The sequence below is a fragment of the Halorubrum salipaludis genome (assembly GCF_002286985.1).
Taxonomy (GTDB): domain Archaea; phylum Halobacteriota; class Halobacteria; order Halobacteriales; family Haloferacaceae; genus Halorubrum; species Halorubrum salipaludis.
The window spans coordinates 259,368-284,163 of record NZ_NSKC01000001.1; the positions used below are offsets into that span (position 1 = coordinate 259,368).

Below are 24,796 nucleotides of genomic sequence, written 5' to 3' on the forward strand. Positions count from 1 at the left end.
CGCACCTCGACCGGCCGCCTGCGCCCGTCGTCCACCCTCTCGCGGCAACGGCGGCGGGTACCCCCGGACCTTTCACGAGCGACGGAGAACGCCCTTCCAATGGACTCCGCCGAACGACGGATCGTGGCCTTCACCGCCGGCTCCCACGGCCTCGTTCACACCTACGAGCTGTCGATCCCGATCCTGTTGACCGTGTGGATCGGGGAGTTCTCGACGACGGCGGCCGCCCTCGGGCTCGTGGTGACGGTCGGCTACGGGCTGTTCGGCGTCGGGGCGCTCCCCGGCGGCATCCTGGTCGACCGCTTCGGATCGAAGCCGCTCATCCTCGCCTGTCTCGCCGGGATGGCCGGCTCGTTCCTGCTCGTGAGCGTCGCCCCCAACCTCCTCACGCTCGCGGTCGCGATCGCCGCGTGGGGGGTCACGGCGAGCGTCTACCACCCCGCGGGGCTGTCGCTGCTCTCGAAGGCGGTCGACCAGCGGGGGACCGCGCTCGGCTACCACGGGATCGGCGGGAACCTCGGGATCGCGTTAGGGCCGCTGGCGACCGCGCTCCTCCTCTTGGCGTTCGACTGGCGGCTCGTCGCGGCCGCGCTGACGGCCCCCGTGGCCGTCGTCGCCGCCTACGGCGCGACCGTCGACGTCGGCGACGCGATGCCGGACAGGGGGAACGACGCTGGTGGCGGCGACGGCGATGGAGGAGGCGGCTCCGGCGGCACCAAAGGCGAGATCTCGGCGTCGACGATCGTCGACGACACCCGCGTGCTGCTCGCCGGCGGCTTCCTGATCGTGTTCGCGTTCGTCACGTTCAGCGGGCTCTACTACCGGACGTTCCTCACGTTCCTGCCGGACCTCCTCGGCGACGTGCTCGGCGGGCTGATCGACGTCCAGCTCATCGACTCCGAGAGCCCGTACGCGGAGGAGTTCGACGTTGGTCGATACCTGTACGTGGCGGTCCTCACCGTCGGCGTGCTCGGGCAGTACCTCGGGGGACGGATCGCCGACCGCATGGCCCCGGAGCGGGGGCTGATGGTCCTGATGGGAATCCTGGCGGCCCTCGCGCTCCTATTCGTGCCCGCCGGGCGGACCACGGCGACGTTCGTCGCGGCCTCGCTCGCGCTCGGCGTCGCGCTGTTCACGGTCCAGCCGCTCTCGCAGGCGACGGTCGCGGCCTACTCCCCGAGCGAGGCGCGGGGCATCTCGTTCGGCTACACCTACCTCGGGATCTTCGGCGTCGGGTCCCTGGGCGCCGCCCTCGCGGGCGCCGTCCTGACGCGGGCGGGGCCGCGCGAGCTGTTCGTCGTCCTCGCGGGCATCGCGACCCTCGGCGCGCTGTCGGCCGCCGCGGTCACGCGGTTCGCGACGCGACAGGACTGACCCGCCGACGGGCGCTTTTAAGACGGCCCGTGATGAACCGTGAGATATGTACCACGTCCTGTTGCCCGTCGACATCGAGTCGAAGCGCGCGCTCTCGCAGGTGGACATCCTCGAATCGCTCCCCGTCGATCCGGAGGCGATCGAGGTCACGGTGTTGCACGTGTACGAGTCGGTCGACGCGCCGGCCGACGAGGCGGGGTCGGCGGTCATCGACGACATCAACGAGTCGATCGAGGAGCTCCGCGGGATCCCCGACTCGCTCACCGACGTGGAGGACCGGCTCGACGCGCTCGGGATCGCTCACGACCGAGAGCTCCACGTCGGCGACGCCGCCGAGGCGATCCTCGAGGTCGCCGCCGACCGAGACGTGGACGCGATCGCCCTCGGGATGCGCAAGCGGTCGCCGGTGGGGAAGGCGCTGTTCGGCAGCGTCAGCCAGACCGTCCTGCTCAACGCCGACCGTCCGGTGATCGTCGGGAAGCCGAACGAGGACGAGTAGCGCTCCGGACGGCGCCGCCACGAACGAACTCCGCTTTTCACGCCGTCGCCGCGTCCACCAGCTCCGCGAGCGACCGGTCTCCGAGCGACTCGACGACCGCCGTCAGGCGGTCGGCGTCGACGCCGGTCCCGGCGAGCAGCCCCTCGGCCTTCGCCCGGGTGTCGGCGTCCGACATCGGCTTCGCGGGCTCGCCGAGGGGGACGCTCACCGAGCGCTCGCGGGTCTCGCCCCCGGCGGTCACGGCCACCTCGGCGCCCCACTCCTCGGGGAACCGGCGCTCGATCGCCTCGTCGGTCGTCACGCTCGTGGCGTCCATCAGCCGGCGTATCACCGGGTCGTCCCAGCGCGGCGGGTCGTCGAACCGCCCGACGGCCCGCAGGAACTCTTCGGCGCCGGCCGACCCCTCGATCAGCGTCAGCGCGGCGGCGAAGGGCGCCGAGAACTGACAGTCGACGAAGCTCTCGGGGCGCCGCTTCGCCGCGATTGGGTCGCCGGTGAGCCTGACGCCGGCGCTCGGGATCGCGATTTCGACCGATTCCACCTCGTCGATGTCGACCGCCGGCGCGATCTCCCGGAGGCCGTCGATCGCGGAGTGGAGGTACCGACAGCAGGGGTACGGCTTGCGCCCCGTCTCCGCGACCGCGTCGCGCTCGCCGAGCCGGTCGAACGCCGCGGGGTTCGGGTCGTCGCTGTACCCCGCAAAGAAGCCGTGCTCGCCGTCGAGGGGGTCGGCCGCGCCGACGACGCCGGCGGCGGCCAGATCGGTCGCCTCGATCGCGCGGCGGGCGGCGAGCCCGGGGTGGAGCCGCTTGTTCCACGCGCCGTTCGCGAGGAACTGGAGGGAGCCGGCCGCCTGACTCCCGGCGATCCCGAGGGCGTTCCGGAGCGCGTCGGCGTCGAGGTCGCGCGCGACGCCGGCCGCCGCGACCGCGCCGAAGGTCCCGCAGGTGGCGGTCACGTGGAACCCGCGGTCGTAGTGGGAGTCGGGGCCGACCGCCTCGCCGACGGTACAGGCCACGTCGTAGCCGGCCGCGACCGCCGCGAGAAATCGGTCGGCGCTCGCGTCGGCGCCCTCGGCGGCCGCGAGCGCGGCCGCGACCGTCGGCGCGCCCGGATGCAGCGAGGAGGGGAGGTGCGTGTCGTCGAAGTCGAGGCTGTGCGCGAGCGCGCCGTTGACGAGGGCCGCGTCCGCGGGAGTCATCGCCTCGCCGGTCGGGAGGACGGTGGCCGTCTCGTCGGTCGCCGGGTCGGGGGTCGGGCCCGCGATCCGGTCGATCCCGTCGCGGATCGCGGGCGAGGAGTCGGCGTGGGCCGCCCCGCCGACGGCGACGGCGAACCAGTCGAGAAGGTGCGCCGGCAGGTCCGGGCGGTCGCCGTCGACCGACAGGGCGTGGTCGACGATGCGGTCTGTGACCATGCCTATGGGTGAAAAGGGGACCGTATCAAGCTTCGCGTGTCGGCAGCGACGTGTCGGACGGGAGACCACGGTTCCCCCGGGCGCGAAATCGCTCGAGCGACCGGGCTCACTCGTCGTCGACGCCCGTGACCTCGAACCGCGCACCCCCGTCGGAACCGTCGGTCACCCGGATCCGCCACCCGTGGGCCTCGGCGACCTGCTTGACGATGTTCAAACCGAGTCCCGTCCCCTCCTGTGACAGCGAGTATCCCATCTCGAACACCCGTTCTCGGTCCTCGACGGGGATCCCCGAGCCGTCGTCCTCAAAGTAGAACCCGTCGTCCAAACGGCCGACGGTCACCGTCACGTTCTCGCCTCCGTGTTCGACGCTGTTTCGGATGAGGTTCTCGAACAGCTGTCGGAGACGGCTTCGGTCGGCCCGAACCGCCTGATCGGTCTCGATCGCCATCGTCGCGTTCGCGGTCGCGACGTGTTCCCAACACCTCTCGACGACATCAGACAGCCGAACCTGTTCCGTCTCTTGGATGTCTCTCCCGCTCTTCGCGAGCGCGAGCAGCCCGTCGATCAGCGACTCCATCCGGTCGTGTGCGTCCGCCACCGCTGCTAAGTGCTCGCTCTCGCAGTCCGCCCGCGCCAGCTCGAGGCGTCCGGAGGCGACGTTCAGCGGATTCCGGAGGTCGTGACTGACGGTGTCCGCGAACTCGTCGAGGCGCTGGTTGCGTTCCTCGACTCGCCTCCGTTTCAGCTCCTGCCGCTCGGCGGCGAGCGCGCGCTCTATCGCCCGCGCCTCGAACAGGCCGATCGTGACGCCGCCCGCGCCACCGACGACCGCGGCGAACAGTCCCCACATGAGGTTGTTGTACAGGGCGTCGGCGGGCCACACGGAGATCATGAGCGCGTTCAGGGACAGGAATCCAACGAGTCCGCCGACGAACCACTTGCCGATGCGCGGGTATCGCCCCACCGGGAGTCGACTCCCGTCGAGCCAGTAGCCGGCATATATGATGCCGAACATGAACGGATAGGTGGTGATGATGCCGAACACGAAGTTATCGGAATACAGACCTTCTATTTCAAACCCGTGGAAGAAAAAGAAAACAATAAAGAATATGGCAAAAAATAACAATCCGGTTCCTTGGAGGAACAAAGGCAATTGACGCCACCGTGCTCTCCCCTCAGAATCCATACGCATCCGTCCTATCACAAGACGTATATACGTTATTGAAAATGTCGATATTCGATATTTTGAATGAATCGATACGTCCGCCTCCGTTCGGCGGACCTCGACGCGCGCGCAGTGTGCTCACTCGGGAGGGGAGTCGCCGCCGGCGTCGCCCGATCAGGCCGTGTGCTTCGCTTCCTCGGGGTCGTCGACGACCTCGACGCCGCGGTTGTTGACCGCGTGGGGGTCGAGGCCGACCTCCTGGAGGAACTGCTTGTAGAGCCGCTCGGCGGTCTCGCCGTCCTTCTGCTTGTCGCTGGCGTGGTCGCAGAGTTCGATGAGGTTCTCCGGCACGTCGTTCTCGTGGACGATCCAGTGGTTGATCGTGTCCGAGAGCCGGCGGATGGGCGAGGTGAAGTGGCCGTAGATGTCGAAGTTGAGCGCGTGGTGGCCGCCGAACGGGTCGTTCATGTACTTCGCGCGGGGCATCACCTTCAGCACGGCGCGCTGGATCTTGTTGAGCTGGCGGCCGGGGGACTCTTCGAGGGCGGCGTTGACCGCCTTCCGCGGGTCGTCGCCCCACGCGTCGCCGGGGATGGAGACGCCGTCGAGCTCCTGGATCTCCTTGAGCGCCTCGCTCCACTGGTCGGGCGTCGGCTGCGGGTGGACGCGGTACATCGCCTCGACGCCGCGGTCCCACATCAGCGTGTGCGTCACCGCCTTGTTCGCCTTCAGCATCGACTCCTCGATGATGGTGTGCGCGCGGTCCCGGCGGGGGTTCAAGACGAGCGAGCCGTCCTCCTTGCGCTGCTCGTGCATGCTGTCGGCGAGCTCGAAGGCGAGCGCGTTCTCCTCGCCGAGGGGGAGCGAGGGGTCCTCCAGCCGCTCCTCGCACTCGCTGTAGGTGAGCCGCTCGTCGGAGTTGATGACGGACTTGTAGATGTCGATGTCCTCGAACGAGAGCGTCTCCTCGTCGATCTCCATCTCGACGGTGTGCGCGAGCCGGTCCTCGTTCGGGACGAGCGAGCAGACGGTCTCGGCGAGCACCGGCGGGAGCATGTGGATCGTGTAGTCGGGCAGGTAGACGGTGTTGGCCCGTTCGACCGCCTCCTCCCACATCGCGGTGTCGGGGGTGACGTAGTGGGTCACGTCGGCGATGTGGACCCACAGCCGGTAGGCGCCCTCCTCCCGCTTAATGGAGATGGCGTCGTCGAAGTCCTGCGCGTCGACCGGGTCGGTGGTCCACGTCGTGAGATCGCGGAGGTCCTCGCGCTCGTCGATCTCGGCTTCGATCTCCTCGTACACGTCCTCGGTCCGGGCCTCGGCCTCGCGGAGGACCTCGCTCGGGAACTCGTCGCGAATCTCGAACTCCTCGAACAGCTCCTCGCGCTTCTCGGCGAGGCGGTCGGCCAGCTCCGGCGTGATCGTCACGGGACCCTGGTCCTCCGCGGACCCCGGTTTCGGCTCGTCGTCTGACATACGGTGACCAACGCGTGTCCGTTAGAAAGGCCTGTCGGGGCGGGGAAGGGGCGGCGCGCGACGGAGCGGAAATAGGGGCGGGTAGGGGCGAGTAGAAGCAGGTAGGGGAGAAGGGGTAGGGGTCCTATCGGTCGCGTTCGGAGCGCTCGGGCGACTCGCCGGCGTCGGCGACGGCGTCGGCGTAGCGGTCGAGGAACTCCTCGCGGGAGAGGCCGTCGGACTCGATCGAGAGGAGCAGCGATTCGAGCCCGTCGCGCGGCTGGTGACAGATGTCGTCGTCGCAGTCGGTACAGAGGTACTCGAACTCCTTGTCGCGCCGGTTCCAGCGGTCACCCTCCTTGTCGTACTCGCGCGCGTCCTCGCGCAGCACGGAGTCCCCGCACGCGATGCAGATCACCGTCCGCCGGTCCCGGCTTTTCCGGGAGCGCCACATGTCCGACCCCTCGGACCGTGTGCACTTAGCGTTTGGTGCGCGGCAGACGCCCGTCGGACGGGATTCCGGCACGGGACGGTCGCGCCGGCCCGAACTACAGTACTAAGACCGTGGCCGCGCTTTGCCTCGGTATGACGATTAGCGAATCCGACCTCCCGGGCGTCGGGAAGAAGTTCGAGATCGACCTCGGGGACGAGGAGATGATCGTCGTGATCCACAACACGGGCAAACGCGAGGTGTTCCGCCGCAGCGACCCGGACGCCGACTCCGAGAAGGTGTTCGCGTTCGGCGACGACCTCGCCCGGAAGATCGGGTCGATCATCGAGGGGGCGTACTTCCAGCCGGTCGAGCCGGACACGCAGGAGACGACGCTGCCGGGCGGCATCCTCCTGGAGTGGTACGAACTCCCGCCGGGATCCCCGCTCGTCGGCGAGACGCTGGAGAGCGCCGACATCGGCAACCGGACCGGGCTCGCGGTGGTCGCCATCCAGCGCGGTGAGGAGGTGATCGACAGCCCGGGCGCCGAGACCACCCTCGGCGAGGGCGACACCGTGATCGGGGTCGGGACGCCCGAGAACTGCGAGGCGTTCGAGGAACTGCTCACCGGATGAGCGGCGGCCCCGTCTCCGTCGTATCCCTCTCCGCGAGGGAGCTCCGCGGAGGTGTCCGTTAGTGGCGCTGCTCGACGTGGGGATCATGTTCGCCGCGGTCGCGGTCGTCGGGATGGTCGCGGACCGGCTCGGCCAGTCGGTGATCCCCTTCTACATCCTCGCCGGCATGTCGCTCGGCGAGTTCGTCCTCGGTCGACTCTCGCTGCCGGTCGTCGGGACCGCCTACGTCCCGGAGACGGAGTTCATCGCGCTCGGCGCGGAGCTGGGGATCGTCTTCCTCCTCTTTTTCCTCGGACTGGAGTTCAACCTCGACCGGCTCCTCGCCCGGCGGACCCAGATCGGGACCGCCGGGACGATCGATCTGGCGAACTTCGGCGCGGGGCTCGTCCTCGGCTGGCTCGTCTTCGGCGCGTTCCTCCCGGCCTTCCTCGTCGCGGGGATCGTCTACATCTCCTCGTCGGCGGTGATCACGAAGTCGCTCATCGACCTCGGCTGGATCGCCAACGACGAGGCGGAGCCGTTGCTCGGGACGCTGGTGTACGAGGACCTGTTCATCGCCGTCTACCTCGCGGTCGCGTCCGCGCTGGTGCTCGGCGGCGGCGACGTCGCCGCGGCCGCGGTCGACATCGGGATCGCGATCGGGTTCATCCTCGGGCTACTGCTCTTGGTCCGGTTCGGAACGCCGGCGTTCGACCGACTGGTCGCGACTGACAACCGGGAGTTCGTGGCGCTGCGGTCGATCGGGACGGTCGTGCTGGTCGCGGGCGCGGCGCTCGCGCTGGGCGTCAGCGAGGCCGTCGCCGCCTTCTTCGTCGGGATGGCGTTCTCGTCGACGGCGCACGCCCACGATATTGAGACGCTGTTAGAGCCCGTGCGCGACACCTTCGCGGCGGTGTTCTTTTTCTGGATCGGGCTCGTCACCGACCCGACGCTGTTCGGCGGCGTGGCGGCCCTGATCGCGCTCGCGGTGGTCGTGACGACGCCGACGAAGCTGGTCACGGGGTACCTCGCCGGGCGCGCGTTCGACCTGGACACCCGCCGGTCGACGCGCGTCGCGCTCGGGATGACCACCCGCGGGGAGTTCTCGCTGATCATCGCGACGATCGCGGTGACCGGCGCGGACGCCGGGGCGTTCGACCCTGCGCTCGCGGCGACGATCAACGCCTTCGCCGTCGGCTACGTGCTCGTGATGGCGGTGCTCGGGACGACGCTGATGCAGTACTCCGGGCCGTTCGAGTCGATCGCGGTCTCGTGGCTGGATCGCAGCGCTGGTGACGGCGGGAGTGATCGCTTATAAGTTGCTCCTGAGAACTCGTCGGTGAACACCTCCAAAGCCCCAGCCGCTCGGTACTATGTGATCGACGACGCTGCGCTGAAGGTCTGCAAAGCCCCAGCCGTGAGGCGGGCGCACGCTCGCTGCGGTTCTCACTCGGTCGCTAGCTCCCTCGTTGCGGTCCTTGCGTCACCTGTGCCCGCCTCACGGCTGCCCTTTTGAGTCCCGCACAGCACCGCACGCCTCCCCAGCCTCGTCGGGCGCGTGCTTCGGGCTCCTGTCGGTCGCCCTCGCCGCGCCCGACTCCCTCGCGCGTGCTACTCGCGCCCTTATCAGGGCGCTCGGAGGCACGCAGGGCGAGAGCTCCGCTCTCGCTTGCAGCCGGCGGCGGAGCCGCCGGCGACGCCACCGCCTTTGTTCCTTTATAAGCGTCTGTCGTCGCTGTCAGGATTCGTTATAAAGCCGCTGACGACGGTCTCCTACTCCTCTAGCTCCGCGAACACGGCGTCGACCATCTCGCCGGTGTCGCCGATGATCGCGTCCATCTCCTCGTCGTCGGTCGGGAGGCCGAGCAGTCGGGCGATCTTCATGATCGAGACGTGGTACACCTCCTGGGTGCCGGGCTCGACCTCGCGGATGATCATGTTACAGGGGAACAGCGCGCCGATCCGCTCGTCGGTCGCGTCGAGCGCGCGGTTCGCCATCTGTGGGTTGCAGGCGCCGAGGACGTAGTAGGGGTCGCGATCGGCGTCGTCGGACTGCGTCCGACTGCCTGAGGCGCTTCGCGCCTCTCTGTCGACCTTCTCGTTGAGCAGTTCCGACGGGGAGAACTCCACGGGGACCCCGAACCCCTCGTCGAGGCACGCCTCGCGGACGCGTTCGATCGCCGACTCGTGGTCGGTTTCGAGCGTCGTCCGCGCTTCGCCGTACTCCTCGGGATCGAGCTCGTGCGGATCGAACGGGAGCGTCATACCGGGAGTCGGCGTCGACCGGACAAAAAGCCCGCGACGGGGACGAGAGGAAACGGTGGCGGGGCGGAGCGACGGGGGAACGGGGGAAAACGGCTACTCGGTCGCGACCGGACCGCGACCGACGACGTCCTCGATCTCGGTCACGAACTCGCTCCGGCTCTCGAACAGCGGGACCTCGGACTCGTCGAGCACGTCGCCGAGGTTTCGGGCGCCCTCGGGCGTTCGGATGGTCGCGTCGCCCTCCTGGGCGCGCAGGTCGCTGCGCTTCGCGGGCCACGTGAGCCGGGACGCGACGCGGGCGATCGGCTCGCCCGCCACGTCCGGCCCCTCGCCAAGCTCGACGGCCGGCTCCTCCGCCTCGGCCTCGTCGGTGTCGCTCATACCCCGCGCTTTCGCTCCGGCGACACTAATGGTTTCGATGCGAACCGGGAGCGCCGGGCCGAACCGGGGGCGTCGGTCCGAACCAAAGACGCCGGACCGGGGACGCCGGACCGGACTGAAACGCGAAGGAGATCCCGCGGCGTCCGCCGCGAGGGCACCGGATCGGGACACCCGAAATAATTCGGTGGAGAGATTATGCATTCCGGCAACAAGTTCTGGTTGGGATCACGCACACGATTCCCGCGATCGCGCGCCCGGAGGGCGCGTGAGTTCGTGAGTTCGTCGACCGCTTTTCAGTACGTCTCTCCCGTGCGCCAGCCGCGGTCGGTGTCGTTCAGCCGCTCGCACCCGTCCTCGGTGACGACGACGAGGTCCTCGATCCGACAGCCGAACCGACCGTCGAGGTAGATCCCCGGCTCCACCGAGAAGACCATTCCCGGCTCCAGTTCCCGGTCGTTGCCGGCCACGACGTACGGCTCCTCGTGGACGTCGAGCCCCACGCCGTGACCGGTGCGGTGGAAGAACGCGTCGCCGTAGCCGGCGTCCTCGATCACCCCGCGGGCGGCCCGGTCGACCGCCTCGGCGGGGACGCCCGGTTCGACCGCTTCGACCGCGGCCGCCTGCGCCTCCCGGACGGTCTCGTGGACGCGCTCGTACTCGGCCGGCGGCTCGCCGTCGAAGACGAGCGTCCGGGTCTGGTCCGAGGGGTACCCCTCGACGCGAGTCCCGAAGTCGAGCACGACGGGCTCGCCCGCCCGGACCTCGCGGTCGCCGCACCCGTGGTGGGGTTTGGCTCCGTTCGGGCCCGCGCCGACGATCGTCTCGAAGGCGGTCCCGTCGCCCCCGTGGGCAGCGAGCCGGTCCGCGATCCGGTCGGCGAGGTCGCGCTCGGTCATCCCGACCGCGTCGGCCCCGAGCTCGCGGAGGTCCCGGACCGTCGCGTCGGCCGCGGTCGCGGCCGCGCGCATCGCGTCCAGCTCCGCCTCGTCCTTCCGCACCCGGAGGTCGGCGAGCGCCTCGCTCGCGAGCCCCCACTCCGCGTCCGGCGCGGCGGCCCGGAGGTCCTGTGTGAACGTCGCCCACATCGTGTCGTCGACGAGGAGGCGCCCATCGCGGAGCCCGAGGTCGGCGAGGAGCTCCCGGACGGCCGCGGTCGGGTCGTCGCCGTCGGCCCACGTCCGCACCGCCTCGACCGTGGTCTCCTCGCGGACCTGCGCCTCGTAGAGCGCCGGAACGAGGAGGGTCGGGCCGTCGCCGCGGTCGTCGGAGGGCGTTCCGGCCGCCGGGACGACGAGCAGGAGGTGTCGCTCGCCCGGCTCCTCGGCGAATCCGGTGAGGTACTGGAGGTTCCGGCTGGGGAAGCAGACCGCCCCGTCGGCGCCGGTCTCCCGGAGCCGCGCCGCCGCGCGCTCGCGTCGTTCCGCATGGACGTCTTCGGTCACGGTCGAACTCGGACCGGCGATCGCTTATAAGTAGGGAGTCGTTGCGGGGCGGCAAGCGGCACATAACGATATGCGAAGCGCTCGCACGGACAGGTATGAGCATCCAGCCGGAGTCGACGTTCGACTGCCCCGAGTGCGACGTGACCGCCCCCTCGGCGTCGGTGCCGTACGACGCCCTCGGCTACGCCGTCTGTCCGGTCTGTTCGCACGCGACGGCGCCCGCGGGCGACGGGGCCTGACCGGGCGAAACCGAACCGCCGCCGAACCGCGTCGCTTTAGCCGCGTCGCGCGCGCTCTCCGGTATGCCCTGGGCACTTGGACGCGAGGACGACGTGATCACCGAGTGGGAGCGCTCCGACGGCTACGCGACGGTCCGGATCCGCGAGCGCGGCGACGGCGGGTTCGTCGCCCGCCTCGACGTGATGGAGCAGGCGGCCGACGAGTCGGCCTACGAGCGCGAGCGGTTCGACGACCGCGAGGCCGCGCTCGACCGCGCGGCGGCGTGGCGCGAGGAGCGCGACATCGACGGCTGACGGTCGGGCCACCGGTCCGGCTCCCGAACTCCGACCGCCCGTCAGGGGAGCGACACCGCCTCGTCGAGGAACGCCTGACACTCGACGGTCCGCCCGTCTGGGTCCTCGGCGAAGAACTGGTAGATGTCGTACCGCTCGTTCTCCCGCGGCTCCTCGATCGCGTCCGCGGCGACCGACCGGCGGAGCTCCGCGTGCATCTCGTCGACCGCCTCGCGGTCCGAGTAGACGAACGTGAGCGTCCCGCAGTCGTCGGTGTGACCGCGCTCGCAGAACCCGAACAGCATGTTGTCGTACCGCAGTATCGTGCAGTCGGGCTGTTCGAGCCGCACCGTCGCACCCATCGTCTCGCGGTAGAACTCGACGACCGCGTCGTGCCGCTCCGTCGCGTGGAAGGCGATTCCGGACATGGCCCGGTGAACGGGGACGGGCCACTTCACGGCACCGGGCGACGGCCAGATCGGCCCGGCGTCCGACGCCGCGGGGAGGTGACCGTCGCCCGGCGGCGGCGGCGGAGCAGTCGCGCGAGTGCGCCGCCGAGGAGCGTGGCTTTTTATTCTCGCTGCGGGTAGGGGACCACCATGACCGAACGAACGCGTCGCGACTGGCTCCGGGGCCTCGGCGCCGCGAGCGCCGCCGGCGCCGCGGGGCTGGCCGGCTGTTCCGCCTTCGACGCCGGCGGGTCCGACGAGGACGACACGTCCGGGAACGGGGGGTACGGAGACGGGGGCGACGGAGAGGACTCGGACGGGAGCGACCGCCCGACCGAAGCCCCAGACGACGGGGTGAAGACGCAGTTCCGACACGGACTCTTGAACACCGGGTACGTCGACGCGACGATACCCGAGTCGGTCGAAACCGCGTGGGAGGTGCCGGCGAACCGGGGCGACCACTCGGCCTCGAAGGGGAGCCCGGTCGTGGCGCCGAACGGGGCGATCGTCCTCGCCGACGACACGGGGCGGGTGCAGTCGATCGCGCCGGACGGCTCCGTGAACTGGGCGAGTTCGATCAGCGACCACGACCGCGGCAGCCACGGCACGCCGGCGATCGCGGACGGGCGCCTCTACGTCGGCTCGTACGACGGCGTGGTCTCGGCGCTGGCGCTCGACGACGGCGAGATCCTGTGGCAGACCGATATCGGCGGCTCGGCCGCCGCGAGTCCGACCTACCACGACGGGAAGCTCTACGTCGCGGTCGAGTACGCGGACCCGAGCGGGGGCCTCGTCAAGATGGACGCTGAGAGCGGCGAGGTCGAGAAGCGAGACGACCGCCCCACCGACCACCCGCACTCGACGGTCGCGATCGACCGCGAACACGGGCGTCTCATCTTCGGCTCCAACGACGGCCACTGCTACGCGTGGTCGTTCCCGGACCTGGAGCGCGAGTGGGCCTACGACACCGGCGGCGACGTGAAGCTCCCGCTCGCGATCAGCGAGGGGATCGCCGTGGTCCCCTCGTGGGCGGGGACCGTCACGGGGCTCGACGTCGAGGACGGCTCGATGCTGTGGGAGTTCGAGACCGACGGCGGCGAGACGTCGAAGGGCGACCCGTCCCCCGGGAGCACGGGCGGCGTCATGTGCGCGCCCGCGGTCCACGACGGGGAGGTGTACGTCGGCAGCCACGACAGCAACGCCTACGCGATCGATCTGGAGACCGGCGAGAAGCTGTGGTCGACTCCGACGGGGGGGTGGATCACCGGGAGCGCGGTCGCCACGAACGACCACGTGCTCGTCGGCTCGTACGACGCGAAGCTGTACGCGCTCGACCGCGACGACGGCTCGGTCACCTGGACCGCTCAGGGCCGCGGCGACGTGACCAGCGCGGCGACCGTGACCGACGACGGGATCTACTACGCGGAGCGCGCCCCGGAGGACTCCGACGCGGCCGGGATGTGCTACAAGCTGGTCGAGAGCGAGTAACGGCCGCCCCCAGGGCCTCGTTCCGCCCGGCTCACCGCACCACCGACTCACCGTTCTACCGGCTCACCGCTCCGGGTGCGTCGGCCCGTCGAATCCGCCCCGAATCAGCGGCTTCGCGACGTGTCGGCGGGCGCTCGGCGGGACCTCGTACCAGCCGATCTCCAGGTCCCGCTCGATCGGAACCTCAACCTTTCCGGGCGCATCGGTGCCGCAGTCGCGACAGCGGTACCCCTGCCCCCGCCCCGCCGAGGACATCGACCGCCCGCAGTCGGGGCAGGTCGGCACGGCGGGTGCCGTCTCGACGCGGTCGCGCACGGCGAACTTCTCCAGTTTCAGCGTCGCTTCGAGCGCGCCCTCGACCGACCGGACCTCGTGTTCGCCGCACAGCGTCACCCGGTCGCCGGGGCGGAGCGCGCGCACGCGGTCCCGAAAGCGGCCGGTCGGCTTGAACGCGACACATCGGAGGCGCGGAGAGGGGGCGTCACCGGTCGTCGCGTCGGTCGAGTCACCCGACGCCGCCACGTCGACGTGGACGTGGCCCCCGCGTTTCGTCTCCGGGTCGCTCGCGACCACGCCGTCGACGCGGTAGCCCGCGCCGTCCCGGAGGTCGCCGATCGCGCCGGGCGCGAGGTGTGCGTCGGTGCCCTGGTTCGTCAGGAACGTCGCGGCGCGCTCGACCGGCTCGGAGTTGATCGCCGCGGCGACCGCGCGGCACGCGTCGGCGTCGTCGCCGCGGATCCCGTGGAGGATCGGTCCGGGGGCGTTCGGCACGCAGACAGCCTCGCCCGTCCCGCGATCGACGGTGTCCCAGACGGTCGGGTACCCGCGGTCGGCGGCCGCGAACACGCTCTCGACGTCGACGTCGCGGGGGGTGCCACAGCGGTCGAGCTCGCGGTAGGAGATGCGCTCGACGGTCCAGTCGTCGAACGCGGCGGGGGCGCCGACAGCCGCGAGCGCGCCGATCCGGCCGCGTCCCGCGACGGCCTCCGCGTCCGTCTCCCCGCCGGACCCGAACGCCGCGTGGCGGAAGCCGTGTTCGTCGGCGAGGTCGAGGGCCTCGTCGAGCGAGAGGCGGCGTCGGAGCGCGCGGCGGGCGAAGTCGGCGACTTCGGCGGGGATCTGCGCGCCGTCGGACGCGGTCGGGTCGAGGCCGTCGGCGTCGAGGCCCCCCGCGTCGATATCGGCGGCGACGACCCCGGGCGAGGTCCGCGGGTCGTCGGCCGCGGCGAACTCCCGGACGGTCTCCGCGGCGAGGTCGAAGGCCGCCTCGGCGTCGACGCCGGAGACGTGGAGCGCGACCGCGGCGTTGCCCCGGGTCTTGTGTTTCACCGCGGGGTTGAGCCGGACGAGGAGCCGGCGGCGGACGCGGCCGCCCGCCGCGTCGAGCCGCTCGGTCAGCCGCGCGCCGACGTACGTCGTGCACATCCCGCGCTCGCGGGAGTCGGTGTCGTCGACGGCGACGATGGGCATACGCGCCCTTTCGCGCTCCCGGACAAACCGGTTTCGGGGCGAGACGGAGGTCGGAGGAGGGCTGAGCCGACGAGCGAGTATATAACTGCATCGGCGCCCGGATCGGGAAAACCGCAGGCTGGCAGGGAGTTCGAGCGCGTACGACTGACACAACGCATATATACGGCGAGCCGCTTATCTCGACCATGTCCCGGACTGCGCTGATCGAGAACGTCACCGCGATGCTGGAAGACGCGGACTTCCTCGTCAGCGACCGGTGTGCGGTCCGGCCCAAGAGCTTCGACGTGGCGGCCCGACGCGGCGACGACCTCGTCCTCCTGAAGATCCTCGGGAACGTCGACGCGCTCGACGCGGAGACCGGCGCGGAGATGCGCCGGCTCGGCGAGTACCTGCAGGCGACGCCGATGGTGATCGGGATCCGGACCCGCGACGAGGAGCTGAAGCCGGGGGTCGTCTACTTCCGGCACGGCGTTCCGGTGATCAACCCGGACACGGGGTACGACCTGTTCGTCGAGGAGATGCCGCCGCTCATCTACGCGGCCCCCGGCGGGCTCTACGTCAGCCTCGACGGCGACCTGCTGGCCGACGAGCGCGAGGAGCGCGGCTGGTCGCTCGGCCGCCTCGCCACCGAGCTCGGCGTCTCCCGCCGCACCGTCTCGAAGTACGAGGACGGGATGAACGCCTCCATCGAGGTGGCGATCCAGCTGGAGGAGCTGTTCAACGAGCCGTTCTCCAGTCCGGTCGACGTGCTCGACGGCGCCGACGAGGTCCGCGACGCCGAGCCCACGCCCTCGGCGCCCGAGACCGACCCCGACGACGAGCACGTCCTCCACGTGCTCACGAACGCGGGCTTCACGGTCCACCCGACCGCCCGCGCGCCGTTCAAGGCCGTCTCCGAGGACGAGGGGAGCGCCGTGACCCGGGTGCTCACCGGCCACTCGACGTTCACTCCGGCGGCCGAGAAGCGCGCCCGGATCATGTCCTCGATCGGTGAGGTGGCGCAGACTCGCTCGGTCTACTTCACGGAGGGGGACGAGGAGCGCGAGTCGGTCGACGGGACCGCCCTGGTGTCCTGCGAGGAGCTCGCCGGCATCACCGACCCCGAGGAGATCCGCGAGCTCATCCGCGACCGGGCGAAGGCGCCGTCCGAGGCCTGAAGTCCCTCCGATCCGCGTCCCATATCGGACGTCTCGCAACCTGAACCCGGAGAAATATCGGTTCCTACCGACCGAGCAGTCGACTGAAGAAGCCGCCGTTCTCGTCTTCGTCGTCCTCGTCGTCCTCTTCCTCCGAGAGCACGGTGTTCATCGTCCCCGTGTCGTCGTCTCGGAACGGGACGCTGCCGGCGAGCTCGTCGTCCGGGTCGGGCTCGGACCCCTCGCTCGGCGCCGGCGCGGATTCCGGTTCCGGTGCGGTCTCCGCGTCCGGCACGGATTCCGGTTCCGGCGGGGAGCTCGGCTCACCGCCCGCTTCGGGCGCGTCGCCGCGTGACGGCTCCGTGGGACCCTCCTCCGCGGGGCTCTCGGTCTCCGCCGGACCGGCGGCGGTCGCGTCCTCGGCGGAGTCGGTGTCAGCCGCCCCGTCCGTCGGTCCGTCGCCCGACGACTCGCCGCCCGGGGTCGGCTCGGCGGGCTCCTCGTCGAACTGCTCCGCGTCGAGGTCCGACTCGATCATCGCTTCGAGGTCGTCGCCGTCGACGTGGCCCTCGCCGACCGTCTCGGTCTCGCCGTCGACGGCGTCGACGTCGCCGGCTTCCGTTCCGCCCGCGACGACCGCGTCGCTCGTGGCGTCGGCCTCCGCGTCGGCCGCCGAGCCGCTCGACGCCGGTTCCGCGTCGGCGGTCTCCGGTTCCACGCCAACCGCGTCGTCATCGGTGGGCTCGGCGAATTCATCGGGTTCGTCAGATTCGCCGGGCCCGACGGGCTCTGCCTCGTCGACGCCGTCGACGGGCGATTCGTCGGCGACGATGATGTCCTCCTCGTCGCCCGGCTCGCCGAGCCCGGCCCGCTCGGAGTCGGCGACGATGATGTCCTCCTCGTCGGGCGCGGTCTCGTCGCCCTCCGCCTCGTCTATCTCGGTCGAGTCGGCCGGTTCGGCCGGCTCGTCCGGATCGTCTGAACCGTCGGCGTCGGCGACCGACCCCTCGGCGTCCAGCTCCTCGTCGGCGGCGTCCGTGGAGGAGTCGTCCTCGCTCGCGGCCGTCCCCTCCTCCGCGGCCACGTCGGCGGCGGCGAGTCCGGGTCCCTCGATCGGCGCGCCGGTCAGGGCTCGCGTCAGGTCCCGGTACGCGCGGGTCGCCGGGGCGTCCGGGGCGAAGACCGGGAGGGACTGGCCCGACTCCACCGCGCGCAACACCGCGTCGTCCTCGGGGATGCGCCCGATCACCGGGGCGTCGAGGGTCCCTTCGACCGCCTCGATCGGATCGTCGCTTGCGGCGGTCGCGGGGTCGAGGCGGGTGATCGCGGCGCCCGCGACGGCGCCGCCGAGCCGCTCCGTCAGCTGGCGCGTCTTCTCGGTGTCGCCGAGGGCGCTCCGCTCCGCCGTGGAGACGAGCAGGGTCTCGTCCGCGAGGCCGAGCGGGAGCGTGGAGTCGTGCGAGAGCCCCGCGCCGGCGTCGACGAGCACGTAGTCGGCGTCGTCGAAGGCCTCGGCGACATCGCGGAGCCCGGAGGGGTCGGCCGCCGCGTACGCGTCGAGGTCCGCCGCGCCGGGGACAACGCGGAGGCCGGCCGGCCCCTCGTGGACCGCATCGAGGGGGTCGGCCGCCCCCGCGAGCACGTCGTGGAGGGTGATCCCGCCGGGGGGCACGCCCACGGCCGCCGCGAGGTTCGCCATGCCGAGGTCGGCGTCGATCGCGACGACGTCGGCGCCCGAGTCCGCCAGGAGCGTCGCCACCGCCGCGGTCGTGGTGGTCTTCCCGACCCCACCCTTCGCCGACGCGACCGCATACACCGTTGCCATACGGTGAGGGTCCGGCGACTGCTACTTAAATGTAGGCGGCGACGGTCCGATCGAGGCGGCGTTTCGGCGCGATCGACCGTCCGAGCCGGCGGAAGCGCGCGGGCACTTTCGCAAACACCTTATACGTCGCTTGTGGAGTTTCAGGCGATTAGTAGCATGGCGAGACCAGAGGTGCTCAACGCGATCAAGCAGGCCGAACGGGATGCGGACGAGACCATCGCCGAGGCGGAATCGGACGCCGACGAGCGCCTCGCCGAGGCTCGAGAGCGCGCAGACGAGATCCGCGCCGAGGCCGAGGAGGAGGCGGAATCCGAGGCCCAAGAGCGGCTCGAAACGGCCCGCGAGGAGATCGAGGAACGCCGCGAGGAGATCCTCGAATCGGGTCGTGCCGACCGCGACGAGCTCGAACGCGAGGCCCGCGACCGCGTGGACTCGGCCGTCGACTACGCCGTCGAACGGTTCGAAGAAGCGGTGAACCAACAGGCCGAGGAGGCGGTGGATGCTCAGGCCTGAGCGGATGAGCAAGGTGTCGGTGACGGGCTCGAAGCGCGTCATCGACGACGTGATCGAAGCAACGTACGAACACCACTCCCTGCACGTCACGGACTACGACGAGCGCTACGAGGGCTTCTCGCCCGGCGAGTCGCTCGACGGCGCGGAGACCGTCAACGAGAAGCTCGTCACGGTTCGCTCGCTGGAGAGCATCCTCGACATCGAGGGCGACGAGGTCGACGGGGCCCGTCCGCTCGGCGACGAGGAGCTCGAAGCGGAGCTCGCCGACGTGCGCGAGCGCGTCAACGATCTCAACGACCGGCGCGACACGCTCCAGGCCGAGATCCGCGACCGGCAGGAGGAGATCGACCGGATGGAGCCGTTCGCAGATCTGGGCATCGAGCTCGACCTGCTCGGCGGCTACGACTCGCTCGAGGTCGTCGTCGGCGAGGCGAAGCCGGACGCGGTCGAGGCGACGCTCGCCGACGCGGACGGGATCGAGACGTTCGAGGTGTTCGCCGGGGGCGACGTCGTGGCGATCTTCGCGCGTCCCGCGGACGGCGCCGAGGAGGGCGTCCTCCAGGACTCGCTCGTCGGCGTCGACATCGCGCTGCTGGAAGTGCCGGACGCGGACGCCAGCCCCGGCGAGTACGTCGCAGATCTGGAGCGCGAACGCGAGGTGCTTGAAAGCGACCTCGACGAGGTCGAGGCCGAGCTCGCGGCGGTGAAAGAGGAGGCGGCCGGCTTCCTCCTGCGCGCCGAAGAGCGGCTCACCATCGAGGCCGAGAAGAAGCAGGCGCCGCTCTCCTTCGCGACCACGGAGAACGCCTTCATCGCGGAGGGATGGGTCCCGACCGAGACGTTCCCGGAGCTTGAGGCGGCCATCACCGACGCCGTCGGCGAGCACGCCGAGGTCGAGGAGCTCGAGCGCGCCTCCTTTACCCCGGACGGCGACCACCACACGGAGGCGGTCGCGGACGGCGGCGCCGGGCGCGAGGCGGCCACCGACGGCGGCCACGCGGCCCACGGCGGCGACGACCCGCCGGTCGTTCAGAACAACGGGAGCGCGGCCGGCCCCTTCGAGCTGCTCGTGCAGGGCTTCGGGCGGCCGAAGTACTCGGAGTTCGACCCGACGCTCCTCGTCTTCCTCACGTTCCCGCTCATGTTCGGCTTCATGATCGGCGACGTGGGGTACGGCGTGTTGTACGCCGCGATCGGCGCGTTCCTCTACAGCAGGTACGACGGGACGTTCCGCGAACTCGGCGCCGTCGCGCTGTGGGCCGGCGGCTTCACGATCCTGTTCGGGATCTACTTCGGGATCGACGTGTTCGGCTACCACGCCTACCAGCTGCTGCCCGGCGACATCCACTGGCCCGTCGACGGGAAGGGCCTCTCGCCGGCCGACATCGACTGGGCGCTGTCGTTCCTGGTCGCCAGCGTGCTGTTCGGGCTCGTGCACCTGAACGCGGGGCACATCCTCTCGTTCGTGAGCAACTACCAGCAGCACGACCTGAAGCACGCGCTGTACGAGGGCGGCTCGTGGCTGCTGATCCTCAACGGCGCGTGGATCTGGATCTTCAGCCAGCACCTCCCCGGCCCGAAGCCGGACTTCCTGTTCGAGTCGTTCTCGATCCTCACCTTCGGGGCGGTGTCGTTCGCCGGCTTCCCGGTCGCGGTCGGCTACGCCGCCATCGCGGCCATCCTGCTCGGGGTCGTCCTGCTCGCGATCGGCGAGCCGCCGGAGCTCGCCGAGGTGCTCTCGCCGATCGTCAACGTCATCTCGTACGCCCGGATCATGGCGGTGCTGCTCGCGAAGGGCGGAATGGCGCTGGCGGTGAACCTGCTGGCGTTCGGGGCGTACATCGGTGAAGGCGGCGAGGGGAGCTTCCACTTCATCTTCTCCGCCGAGTACCTCGAGTACATCCGGAGCCATCCGGAGGAGTACGAGCTCGTCTTCGCCGGGATCACGACCGCGTTCGACCCGGCCTCGATCGGCCTCGTCGGGATCGTCGCGCTCGTGGGCGGGATCGTCGTCGCGGTCGTCGGGCACATCGTCGTCCTCGCGCTCGGGATCACCTCCGCCGGCATTCAGGCGGTGCGTCTCGAGTACGTGGAGTTCTTCGGGAACTTCTACGAGGGCGGCGGGGACGCGTACCTGCCGTTCGGCTACGACCGGCAGTACACCGCCGACGAGGACTGACGGTCGCGGCGCGGTCCGCGATCGTCCTCTCGGACGCCGCACCGGATCCGAAATTTGGCGTCGTTAGTCGGATTTTTATCCCGCGTCAGGGGCGCTCTATTCGGTCGTTTTGGGAAGCTTTATGACTACTGTGGCGGCAACTAGCAACTGTTCGGAGACGAGCAACCGCAACTACTACCAATGCTTGAAGCTACCAACGAACTCGGGAACGTCGCACTGCAGGCCGGTGGAACGCTGACTGACGCCAACGCCGCGGCAGCACTCGCCGTCGGGCTGGCGGCGCTCGGCGCGGGCTACGCCGAGCGGGGGATCGGTTCCGCGGCCGTCGGCGCGATGGCCGAAGACGACGATCTGTTCGTCAACGGGCTCATTCTGACGGTCCTCCCCGAGACGATTGTCATTCTCGCACTCGTCGTCGTCTTCATCGTCTGAGCGGCACCCCCTTTCCACACCAATGAGTTTGGACACTGTCGTTGAGGACGTTCGAGACGAAGCCCGCGCGCGTGCAGAGGAAATCCGTGAGGCGGCGGAGTCCGAGGCGGACGAGATCGTCGCCGAGGCGGAGGCCGACGCCGAGCGCATCCGCGAGGAGCGGCTCGCCGAGGTCGATCGACAGATCGATCAGGAGCGCGAGCAGACGCTCTCCTCGGCCAAACTCGAGGCCAAGCAAGAGCGGCTCGGCGCCCGTCGCGACGTCTTAGAGGACGTTCACGACGACGTCGAGGCCGCCATCGAGGGGCTCGACGGCGACCGGCGCCACGAGCTGACCGAGACGTTGCTCGACGCGACGCTCGCGGAGTTCGACGACGACGAGGAGGTCGCCGTCTACGCCCGCGCCGAGGACGTCGACCTCGTCGAGGAGCTCGTCGAGGGCCGCAACGCCGCGGTCGACGGCGAAGTCGACTGCCTCGGCGGCGTCGTCGCGGAGAGCGACACCTCTCGCGTTCGCGTGAACAACACGTTCGACTCGGTCCTGGAGTCCGTCTGGGACGACGAGTTGAAGAACATCTCGGAGCGACTGTTCGACCAATGAGCGCCGTCGGGAGCTCGAACCCAGAGTACGTCGTCGCGCGGGTTCGTGCCCGCCGCGGCAGCCTCTACGGGGACGAGGAGTACCGGAAGCTGACCCGGATGGGCCCGGCTGAGATCGCCCGGTTCATGGAGGAGTCGAGCTACGGCGCGGAGATCAACGCCTTGGGGAGTCGCCACGGCGGCGTGGACCTGATCGAGTACGCGTTGAACCGGAACCTCGCCGAGCAGTTCGACGACATCCTCGACTGGAGCGAGGGCGCGCTGTACGACCTGATCGCCCGCTACCTCCGCAAGTTCGACGCCTGGAACGTGAAGACCGTCATCCGCGGCGTCTACACCGACGCGGACCAGTCGGCCATCGAGGTCGACCTGATCCGCGCCGGCGAGTTCGACGACCGCCGGATGCGACGGCTGCTCGAGGCCGACTCGATCGACGCAGTCGTCGAGGTCTTAGAGGACACGATCTACGGCGATCCCCTGCGCGAGGCGTACGCCGAGTACGAGGAGACGGACACGCTGGTGCCGCTGGAGAACGCCGTCGACCGCGCGTTCTACGAGCGGCTCCTGTCGGGGCTCGGCGGCGGCGAGCCGACCCGTCAGTACGAGGCGTTCCTCAAGGCGGAGGTCGACTTCCGGAACGCGACGAACGCCCTCCGGCTCGCCCGGTCGGGCGCCGACATCGACCCCGCGGCGTACTTCATCGAGGGCGGCGAGCTGTTCACGCGGGGGTCGCTCGCGCGGCTCGCGCGGAACCTCGACGACCTCGTGGAGTACATCGCCGACAGCCAGTACGGCGAGGAGCTCGGTCCCGCGCTGCGCGAGCTCGAGGAGGCGGACAGCCTCATCGCGTTCGAGCACGCGACCGACGCCGCCCTGCTGGCGTACGGCGACCGGCTCGGCACGATCCACCCGGTGTCGGTGACGCCGGTGATCTCGTACATCCTCGCGAAGGAGCGCGAGGTCGAGAACATCCGGGCGATCGCCCGCGGGAAGGAGGCCGGGCTGTCGGCCGACGAGATCGAATCGGAGCTGGTGATAACATGAGCCAGGAGATCGCCGTCGTCGGGAGCCCCGAGTTCACCACCGGGTTCAGGCTCGCCGGCGTGCGGAAGTTCGAGAACGTACCGGACGACGAGAAGGACGAGCGGCTCGACGACGCCGTCGAACGGACCCTCGACGACGAGGACACCGGCATCATCGTGATGCACGACGACGACCTCGACCACCTCTCGCGGGGGACCCGCGAGTCGGTGGAGGGGAGCATCGAGCCCGTGCTCGTGACGCTCGGCGGGTCCGGCGCCGGCAGCGGCGGGCTGCGCGACCAGATCAAACGAGCCATCGGGATCGACCTGATGGAGGAGGACGACTAATATGAGCAAAGCAGAATCCACGGAGACCACCCCAAGCGAAGACGGTGTTATCCAAAGCGTGAGCGGTCCGGTCGTGAGCGCCCGCGACCTCGACGCCCGCATGAACGACGTCGTCTACGTCGGCGACGAAGGCCTCATGGGGGAAGTGATCGAGATCGAAGGCGACATCACGACCATTCAGGTGTACGAGGAGACCTCCGGGGTCAGCCCCGGCGAGCCCGTCGAGAACACGGGCGAGCCGCTGTCGGTCGACCTTGGTCCGGGCATGCTGGACGCCATCTACGACGGCGTTCAGCGCCCCCTGGACGTGCTGGAGGGCAAGATGGGCAGTCCGTACCTCGACCGCGGGGTCGACGCCCCCGGCATCGACCTCGAGAAGGAGTGGGAGTTCGAGCCCACCGTCGAGGTCGGCGACGAGGTCGGCCGCGGCGACGTGGTCGGCGTCGTCGAGGAGACGGTCACCATCGACCACAAGGTGATGGTGCCGCCGGACGCGCTCGACGAGGGCGAGACCACCGAGGTCACCGCCGTCGAGTCGGGCTCGTTCGACGTCACCGAGACGGTGATCGAACTCGCCAACGGGACCGACGTCTCGATGCACCAGGAGTGGCCCGTCCGCGAGGCGCGCCCCTCCGCGAACAAGAAGACCCCCCGGACGCCGCTGGTGTCCGGGCAGCGCATCCTCGACGGCCTGTTCCCGATCGCGAAGGGCGGGACGGCCGCGATCCCGGGCCCGTTCGGCTCCGGGAAGACGGTCACGCAGCACCAGCTCGCGAAGTACGCCGACGCGGACATCATCATCTACGTCGGCTGCGGCGAGCGCGGCAACGAGATGACCGAGGTCATCGAGGACTTCCCCGAGCTCGAGGACCCGGCCAACGGCAACCCGCTGATGGCCCGGACCTCGCTCATCGCGAACACGTCGAACATGCCCGTCGCGGCGCGTGAGTCCTGCATTTACACGGGGATCACGATCGCCGAGTACTACCGCGACATGGGGTACGACGTGGCGCTGATGGCCGACTCCACCTCGCGGTGGGCGGAGGCCATGCGCGAGATCTCCTCCCGGCTGGAGGAGATGCCCGGCGAGGAGGGGTACCCCGCGTACCTCGCCGCCCGCCTGGCGCAGTTCTACGAGCGCGCCGGCTACTTCGAGAACGTCAACGGGACCGAGGGGTCGGTCTCCGCGATCGGCGCGGTGTCGCCGCCCGGCGGCGACTTCTCCGAGCCGGTCACCCAGAACACGCTGCGTATCGTGAAGACGTTCTGGGCGCTCGACGCGGACCTGGCGGAGCGCCGCCACTTCCCGTCGATCAACTGGAACGAGTCGTACTCGCTGTACAAGGATCAGCTGGACCCCTGGTTCGAAGACGAGGTCGCCGACGACTGGGCCGAGAAGCGCCAGTGGGCGGTCGACGTGCTCGACGAGGAGACCGAGCTGCAGGAGATCGTCCAGCTCGTCGGGAAGGACGCCCTGCCCGACGACCAGCAGCTCACCCTGGAGGTCGCCCGCTACCTGCGCGAGGCGTACCTCCAGCAGAACGCGTTCCACCCGGTGGACACGTACTGTCCGCCGGAGAAGACGTACCTCATGCTGACGACGATCGAGACGTTCAACGACGAGGCGTTCGACGCCCTCGAGGCGGGCGTGCCCGTCGAAGAGATCGTCGACACGGAGGCCGCACCCCGGATCAACCGGATCGGCGTCCAGGAGGACTACGAGGAGTACGTCGAGGAGCTCAAAGCGGAGATCACCGAGGAACTCCGGAGCCTCTACTAA

At 70.0% G+C, this 24,796-nt stretch carries 25 protein-coding genes; 15 read left to right on the top strand and 10 right to left on the bottom strand.

What is annotated here, in order from left to right:
- Nucleotides 1-99: 99 nt before the first annotated feature.
- Both CK500_RS01225 and CK500_RS01230 read left to right on the top strand, forming a co-directional pair.
- Nucleotides 100-1,374 carry an MFS transporter gene (locus tag CK500_RS01225; RefSeq protein WP_095635437.1) on the top strand — a complete coding sequence of 425 codons (1,275 nt, stop codon included), beginning with the start codon at nt 100-102 and terminating at the stop codon, nt 1,372-1,374.
- A 46-nt stretch (nt 1,375-1,420) separates the two neighbouring features.
- Complete coding sequence (locus CK500_RS01230; protein ID WP_095635438.1) at nt 1,421-1,873, top strand: universal stress protein; 453 nt, start codon at nt 1,421-1,423, stop codon at nt 1,871-1,873.
- A 37-nt stretch (nt 1,874-1,910) separates the two neighbouring features.
- Here the strand turns inward: CK500_RS01230 and CK500_RS01235 are convergent, their stop codons facing one another.
- The 4 genes from CK500_RS01235 to CK500_RS01250 all read right to left on the bottom strand — a co-directional run bounded on the left by CK500_RS01235 (nt 1,911) and on the right by CK500_RS01250 (nt 6,364).
- Nucleotides 1,911-3,290, bottom strand: a complete 1,380-nt coding sequence (locus CK500_RS01235; RefSeq protein WP_095635439.1) for an MmgE/PrpD family protein — start codon at nt 3,288-3,290, stop codon at nt 1,911-1,913.
- A 106-nt stretch (nt 3,291-3,396) separates the two neighbouring features.
- On the bottom strand, nt 3,397-4,482 hold the full coding sequence (locus CK500_RS01240) for a sensor histidine kinase (RefSeq protein ID WP_321166833.1): 1,086 nt from the start codon (nt 4,480-4,482) through the stop codon (nt 3,397-3,399).
- Nucleotides 4,483-4,629: 147 nt separating this feature from the next.
- A complete protein-coding gene (locus CK500_RS01245; RefSeq protein WP_095635441.1) occupies nt 4,630-5,931 on the bottom strand; it encodes an RNB domain-containing ribonuclease in 1,302 nt (433 codons plus the stop codon).
- A gap of 124 nt (nt 5,932-6,055) precedes the next feature.
- A complete protein-coding gene (locus CK500_RS01250) occupies nt 6,056-6,364 on the bottom strand; it encodes a DUF7562 family protein (protein ID WP_095635442.1) in 309 nt (102 codons plus the stop codon).
- Nucleotides 6,365-6,495: 131 nt separating this feature from the next.
- Here CK500_RS01250 and CK500_RS01255 point away from each other — a divergent pair, with 131 nt between their 5' ends.
- A complete protein-coding gene (locus CK500_RS01255; RefSeq protein WP_095635443.1) occupies nt 6,496-6,975 on the top strand; it encodes a cation:proton antiporter regulatory subunit in 480 nt (159 codons plus the stop codon).
- Nucleotides 6,976-7,036: 61 nt separating this feature from the next.
- Nucleotides 7,037-8,272: a cation:proton antiporter gene (locus CK500_RS01260; protein ID WP_095635444.1), complete on the top strand. Its 1,236-nt coding sequence runs from the start codon at nt 7,037-7,039 to the stop codon at nt 8,270-8,272.
- Between the two features lie 455 nt (nt 8,273-8,727).
- Here CK500_RS01260 and CK500_RS01265 read toward each other — a convergent pair whose 3' ends face one another.
- The 3 genes from CK500_RS01265 to CK500_RS01275 form a co-directional block, all read right to left on the bottom strand.
- Nucleotides 8,728-9,219 (bottom strand): DUF302 domain-containing protein, encoded by a 492-nt coding sequence (locus CK500_RS01265; RefSeq protein ID WP_095635445.1) that lies wholly within the window; start codon nt 9,217-9,219, stop codon nt 8,728-8,730.
- 93 nt (nt 9,220-9,312) lie between these two features.
- The gene (locus tag CK500_RS01270; protein WP_095635446.1) at nt 9,313-9,600 is read right to left on the bottom strand and encodes a DUF5789 family protein; all 288 of its coding nucleotides are present in this window, start codon (nt 9,598-9,600) and stop codon (nt 9,313-9,315) included.
- A gap of 293 nt (nt 9,601-9,893) precedes the next feature.
- Complete coding sequence (locus tag CK500_RS01275; protein WP_095635447.1) at nt 9,894-11,042, bottom strand: aminopeptidase P family protein; 1,149 nt, start codon at nt 11,040-11,042, stop codon at nt 9,894-9,896.
- Between the two features lie 95 nt (nt 11,043-11,137).
- Between CK500_RS01275 and CK500_RS17270 the strand changes: the two genes are divergently transcribed.
- Together CK500_RS17270 and CK500_RS01280 are read left to right on the top strand one after the other, a co-directional pair.
- Nucleotides 11,138-11,281 carry a hypothetical protein gene (locus tag CK500_RS17270; RefSeq protein ID WP_198951477.1) on the top strand — a complete coding sequence of 48 codons (144 nt, stop codon included), beginning with the start codon at nt 11,138-11,140 and terminating at the stop codon, nt 11,279-11,281.
- 63 nt (nt 11,282-11,344) lie between these two features.
- A complete protein-coding gene (locus CK500_RS01280; protein ID WP_095635448.1) occupies nt 11,345-11,575 on the top strand; it encodes a DUF7543 family protein in 231 nt (76 codons plus the stop codon).
- 41 nt (nt 11,576-11,616) lie between these two features.
- Here the strand turns inward: CK500_RS01280 and CK500_RS01285 are convergent, their stop codons facing one another.
- Entirely contained in the window at nt 11,617-11,982 is a 366-nt protein-coding gene (locus tag CK500_RS01285) for a VOC family protein (protein WP_095635449.1), read from the bottom strand.
- A gap of 171 nt (nt 11,983-12,153) precedes the next feature.
- Between CK500_RS01285 and CK500_RS01290 the strand changes: the two genes are divergently transcribed.
- Nucleotides 12,154-13,491, top strand: coding sequence for an outer membrane protein assembly factor BamB family protein (locus CK500_RS01290; RefSeq protein ID WP_095635450.1), 1,338 nt, complete (start codon nt 12,154-12,156; stop codon nt 13,489-13,491).
- Between the two features lie 63 nt (nt 13,492-13,554).
- Here CK500_RS01290 and CK500_RS01295 read toward each other — a convergent pair whose 3' ends face one another.
- Complete coding sequence (locus CK500_RS01295) at nt 13,555-14,961, bottom strand: tRNA(Ile)(2)-agmatinylcytidine synthase (RefSeq protein ID WP_095635451.1); 1,407 nt, start codon at nt 14,959-14,961, stop codon at nt 13,555-13,557.
- 185 nt (nt 14,962-15,146) lie between these two features.
- Between CK500_RS01295 and CK500_RS01300 the strand changes: the two genes are divergently transcribed.
- Nucleotides 15,147-16,118 (top strand): transcriptional regulator, encoded by a 972-nt coding sequence (locus CK500_RS01300; protein WP_095635452.1) that lies wholly within the window; start codon nt 15,147-15,149, stop codon nt 16,116-16,118.
- A gap of 64 nt (nt 16,119-16,182) precedes the next feature.
- On the opposite strand, the gene CK500_RS01305 is transcribed toward CK500_RS01300, so the two are convergent.
- The gene (locus CK500_RS01305) at nt 16,183-17,922 is read right to left on the bottom strand and encodes a nucleotide-binding protein (protein WP_095635453.1); all 1,740 of its coding nucleotides are present in this window, start codon (nt 17,920-17,922) and stop codon (nt 16,183-16,185) included.
- 156 nt (nt 17,923-18,078) lie between these two features.
- Here CK500_RS01305 and ahaH point away from each other — a divergent pair, with 156 nt between their 5' ends.
- The 7 genes from ahaH (at nt 18,079) to CK500_RS01340 (ending at nt 24,796) form a co-directional block, all read left to right on the top strand.
- Complete coding sequence (gene ahaH / locus CK500_RS01310) at nt 18,079-18,435, top strand: ATP synthase archaeal subunit H (protein WP_095635454.1); 357 nt, start codon at nt 18,079-18,081, stop codon at nt 18,433-18,435.
- Nucleotides 18,436-18,439: 4 nt separating this feature from the next.
- Entirely contained in the window at nt 18,440-20,614 is a 2,175-nt protein-coding gene (locus CK500_RS01315) for a V-type ATP synthase subunit I (RefSeq protein ID WP_095635455.1), read from the top strand.
- A gap of 180 nt (nt 20,615-20,794) precedes the next feature.
- The gene (locus tag CK500_RS01320) at nt 20,795-21,046 is read left to right on the top strand and encodes a hypothetical protein (RefSeq protein ID WP_004049078.1); all 252 of its coding nucleotides are present in this window, start codon (nt 20,795-20,797) and stop codon (nt 21,044-21,046) included.
- Nucleotides 21,047-21,068: 22 nt separating this feature from the next.
- Nucleotides 21,069-21,647 (top strand): V-type ATP synthase subunit E, encoded by a 579-nt coding sequence (locus CK500_RS01325; RefSeq protein WP_095635456.1) that lies wholly within the window; start codon nt 21,069-21,071, stop codon nt 21,645-21,647.
- Nucleotides 21,644-22,690, top strand: a complete 1,047-nt coding sequence (locus CK500_RS01330) for a V-type ATP synthase subunit C (RefSeq protein ID WP_095635457.1) — start codon at nt 21,644-21,646, stop codon at nt 22,688-22,690. The genes CK500_RS01325 and CK500_RS01330 overlap by 4 nt, the downstream gene beginning before the upstream one ends.
- Nucleotides 22,687-23,016: a V-type ATP synthase subunit F gene (locus tag CK500_RS01335; RefSeq protein ID WP_004049075.1), complete on the top strand. Its 330-nt coding sequence runs from the start codon at nt 22,687-22,689 to the stop codon at nt 23,014-23,016. The genes CK500_RS01330 and CK500_RS01335 overlap by 4 nt, the downstream gene beginning before the upstream one ends.
- 1 nt (nt 23,017) lies before the next feature.
- Nucleotides 23,018-24,796, top strand: coding sequence for an ATP synthase subunit A (locus CK500_RS01340; RefSeq protein WP_095635458.1), 1,779 nt, complete (start codon nt 23,018-23,020; stop codon nt 24,794-24,796).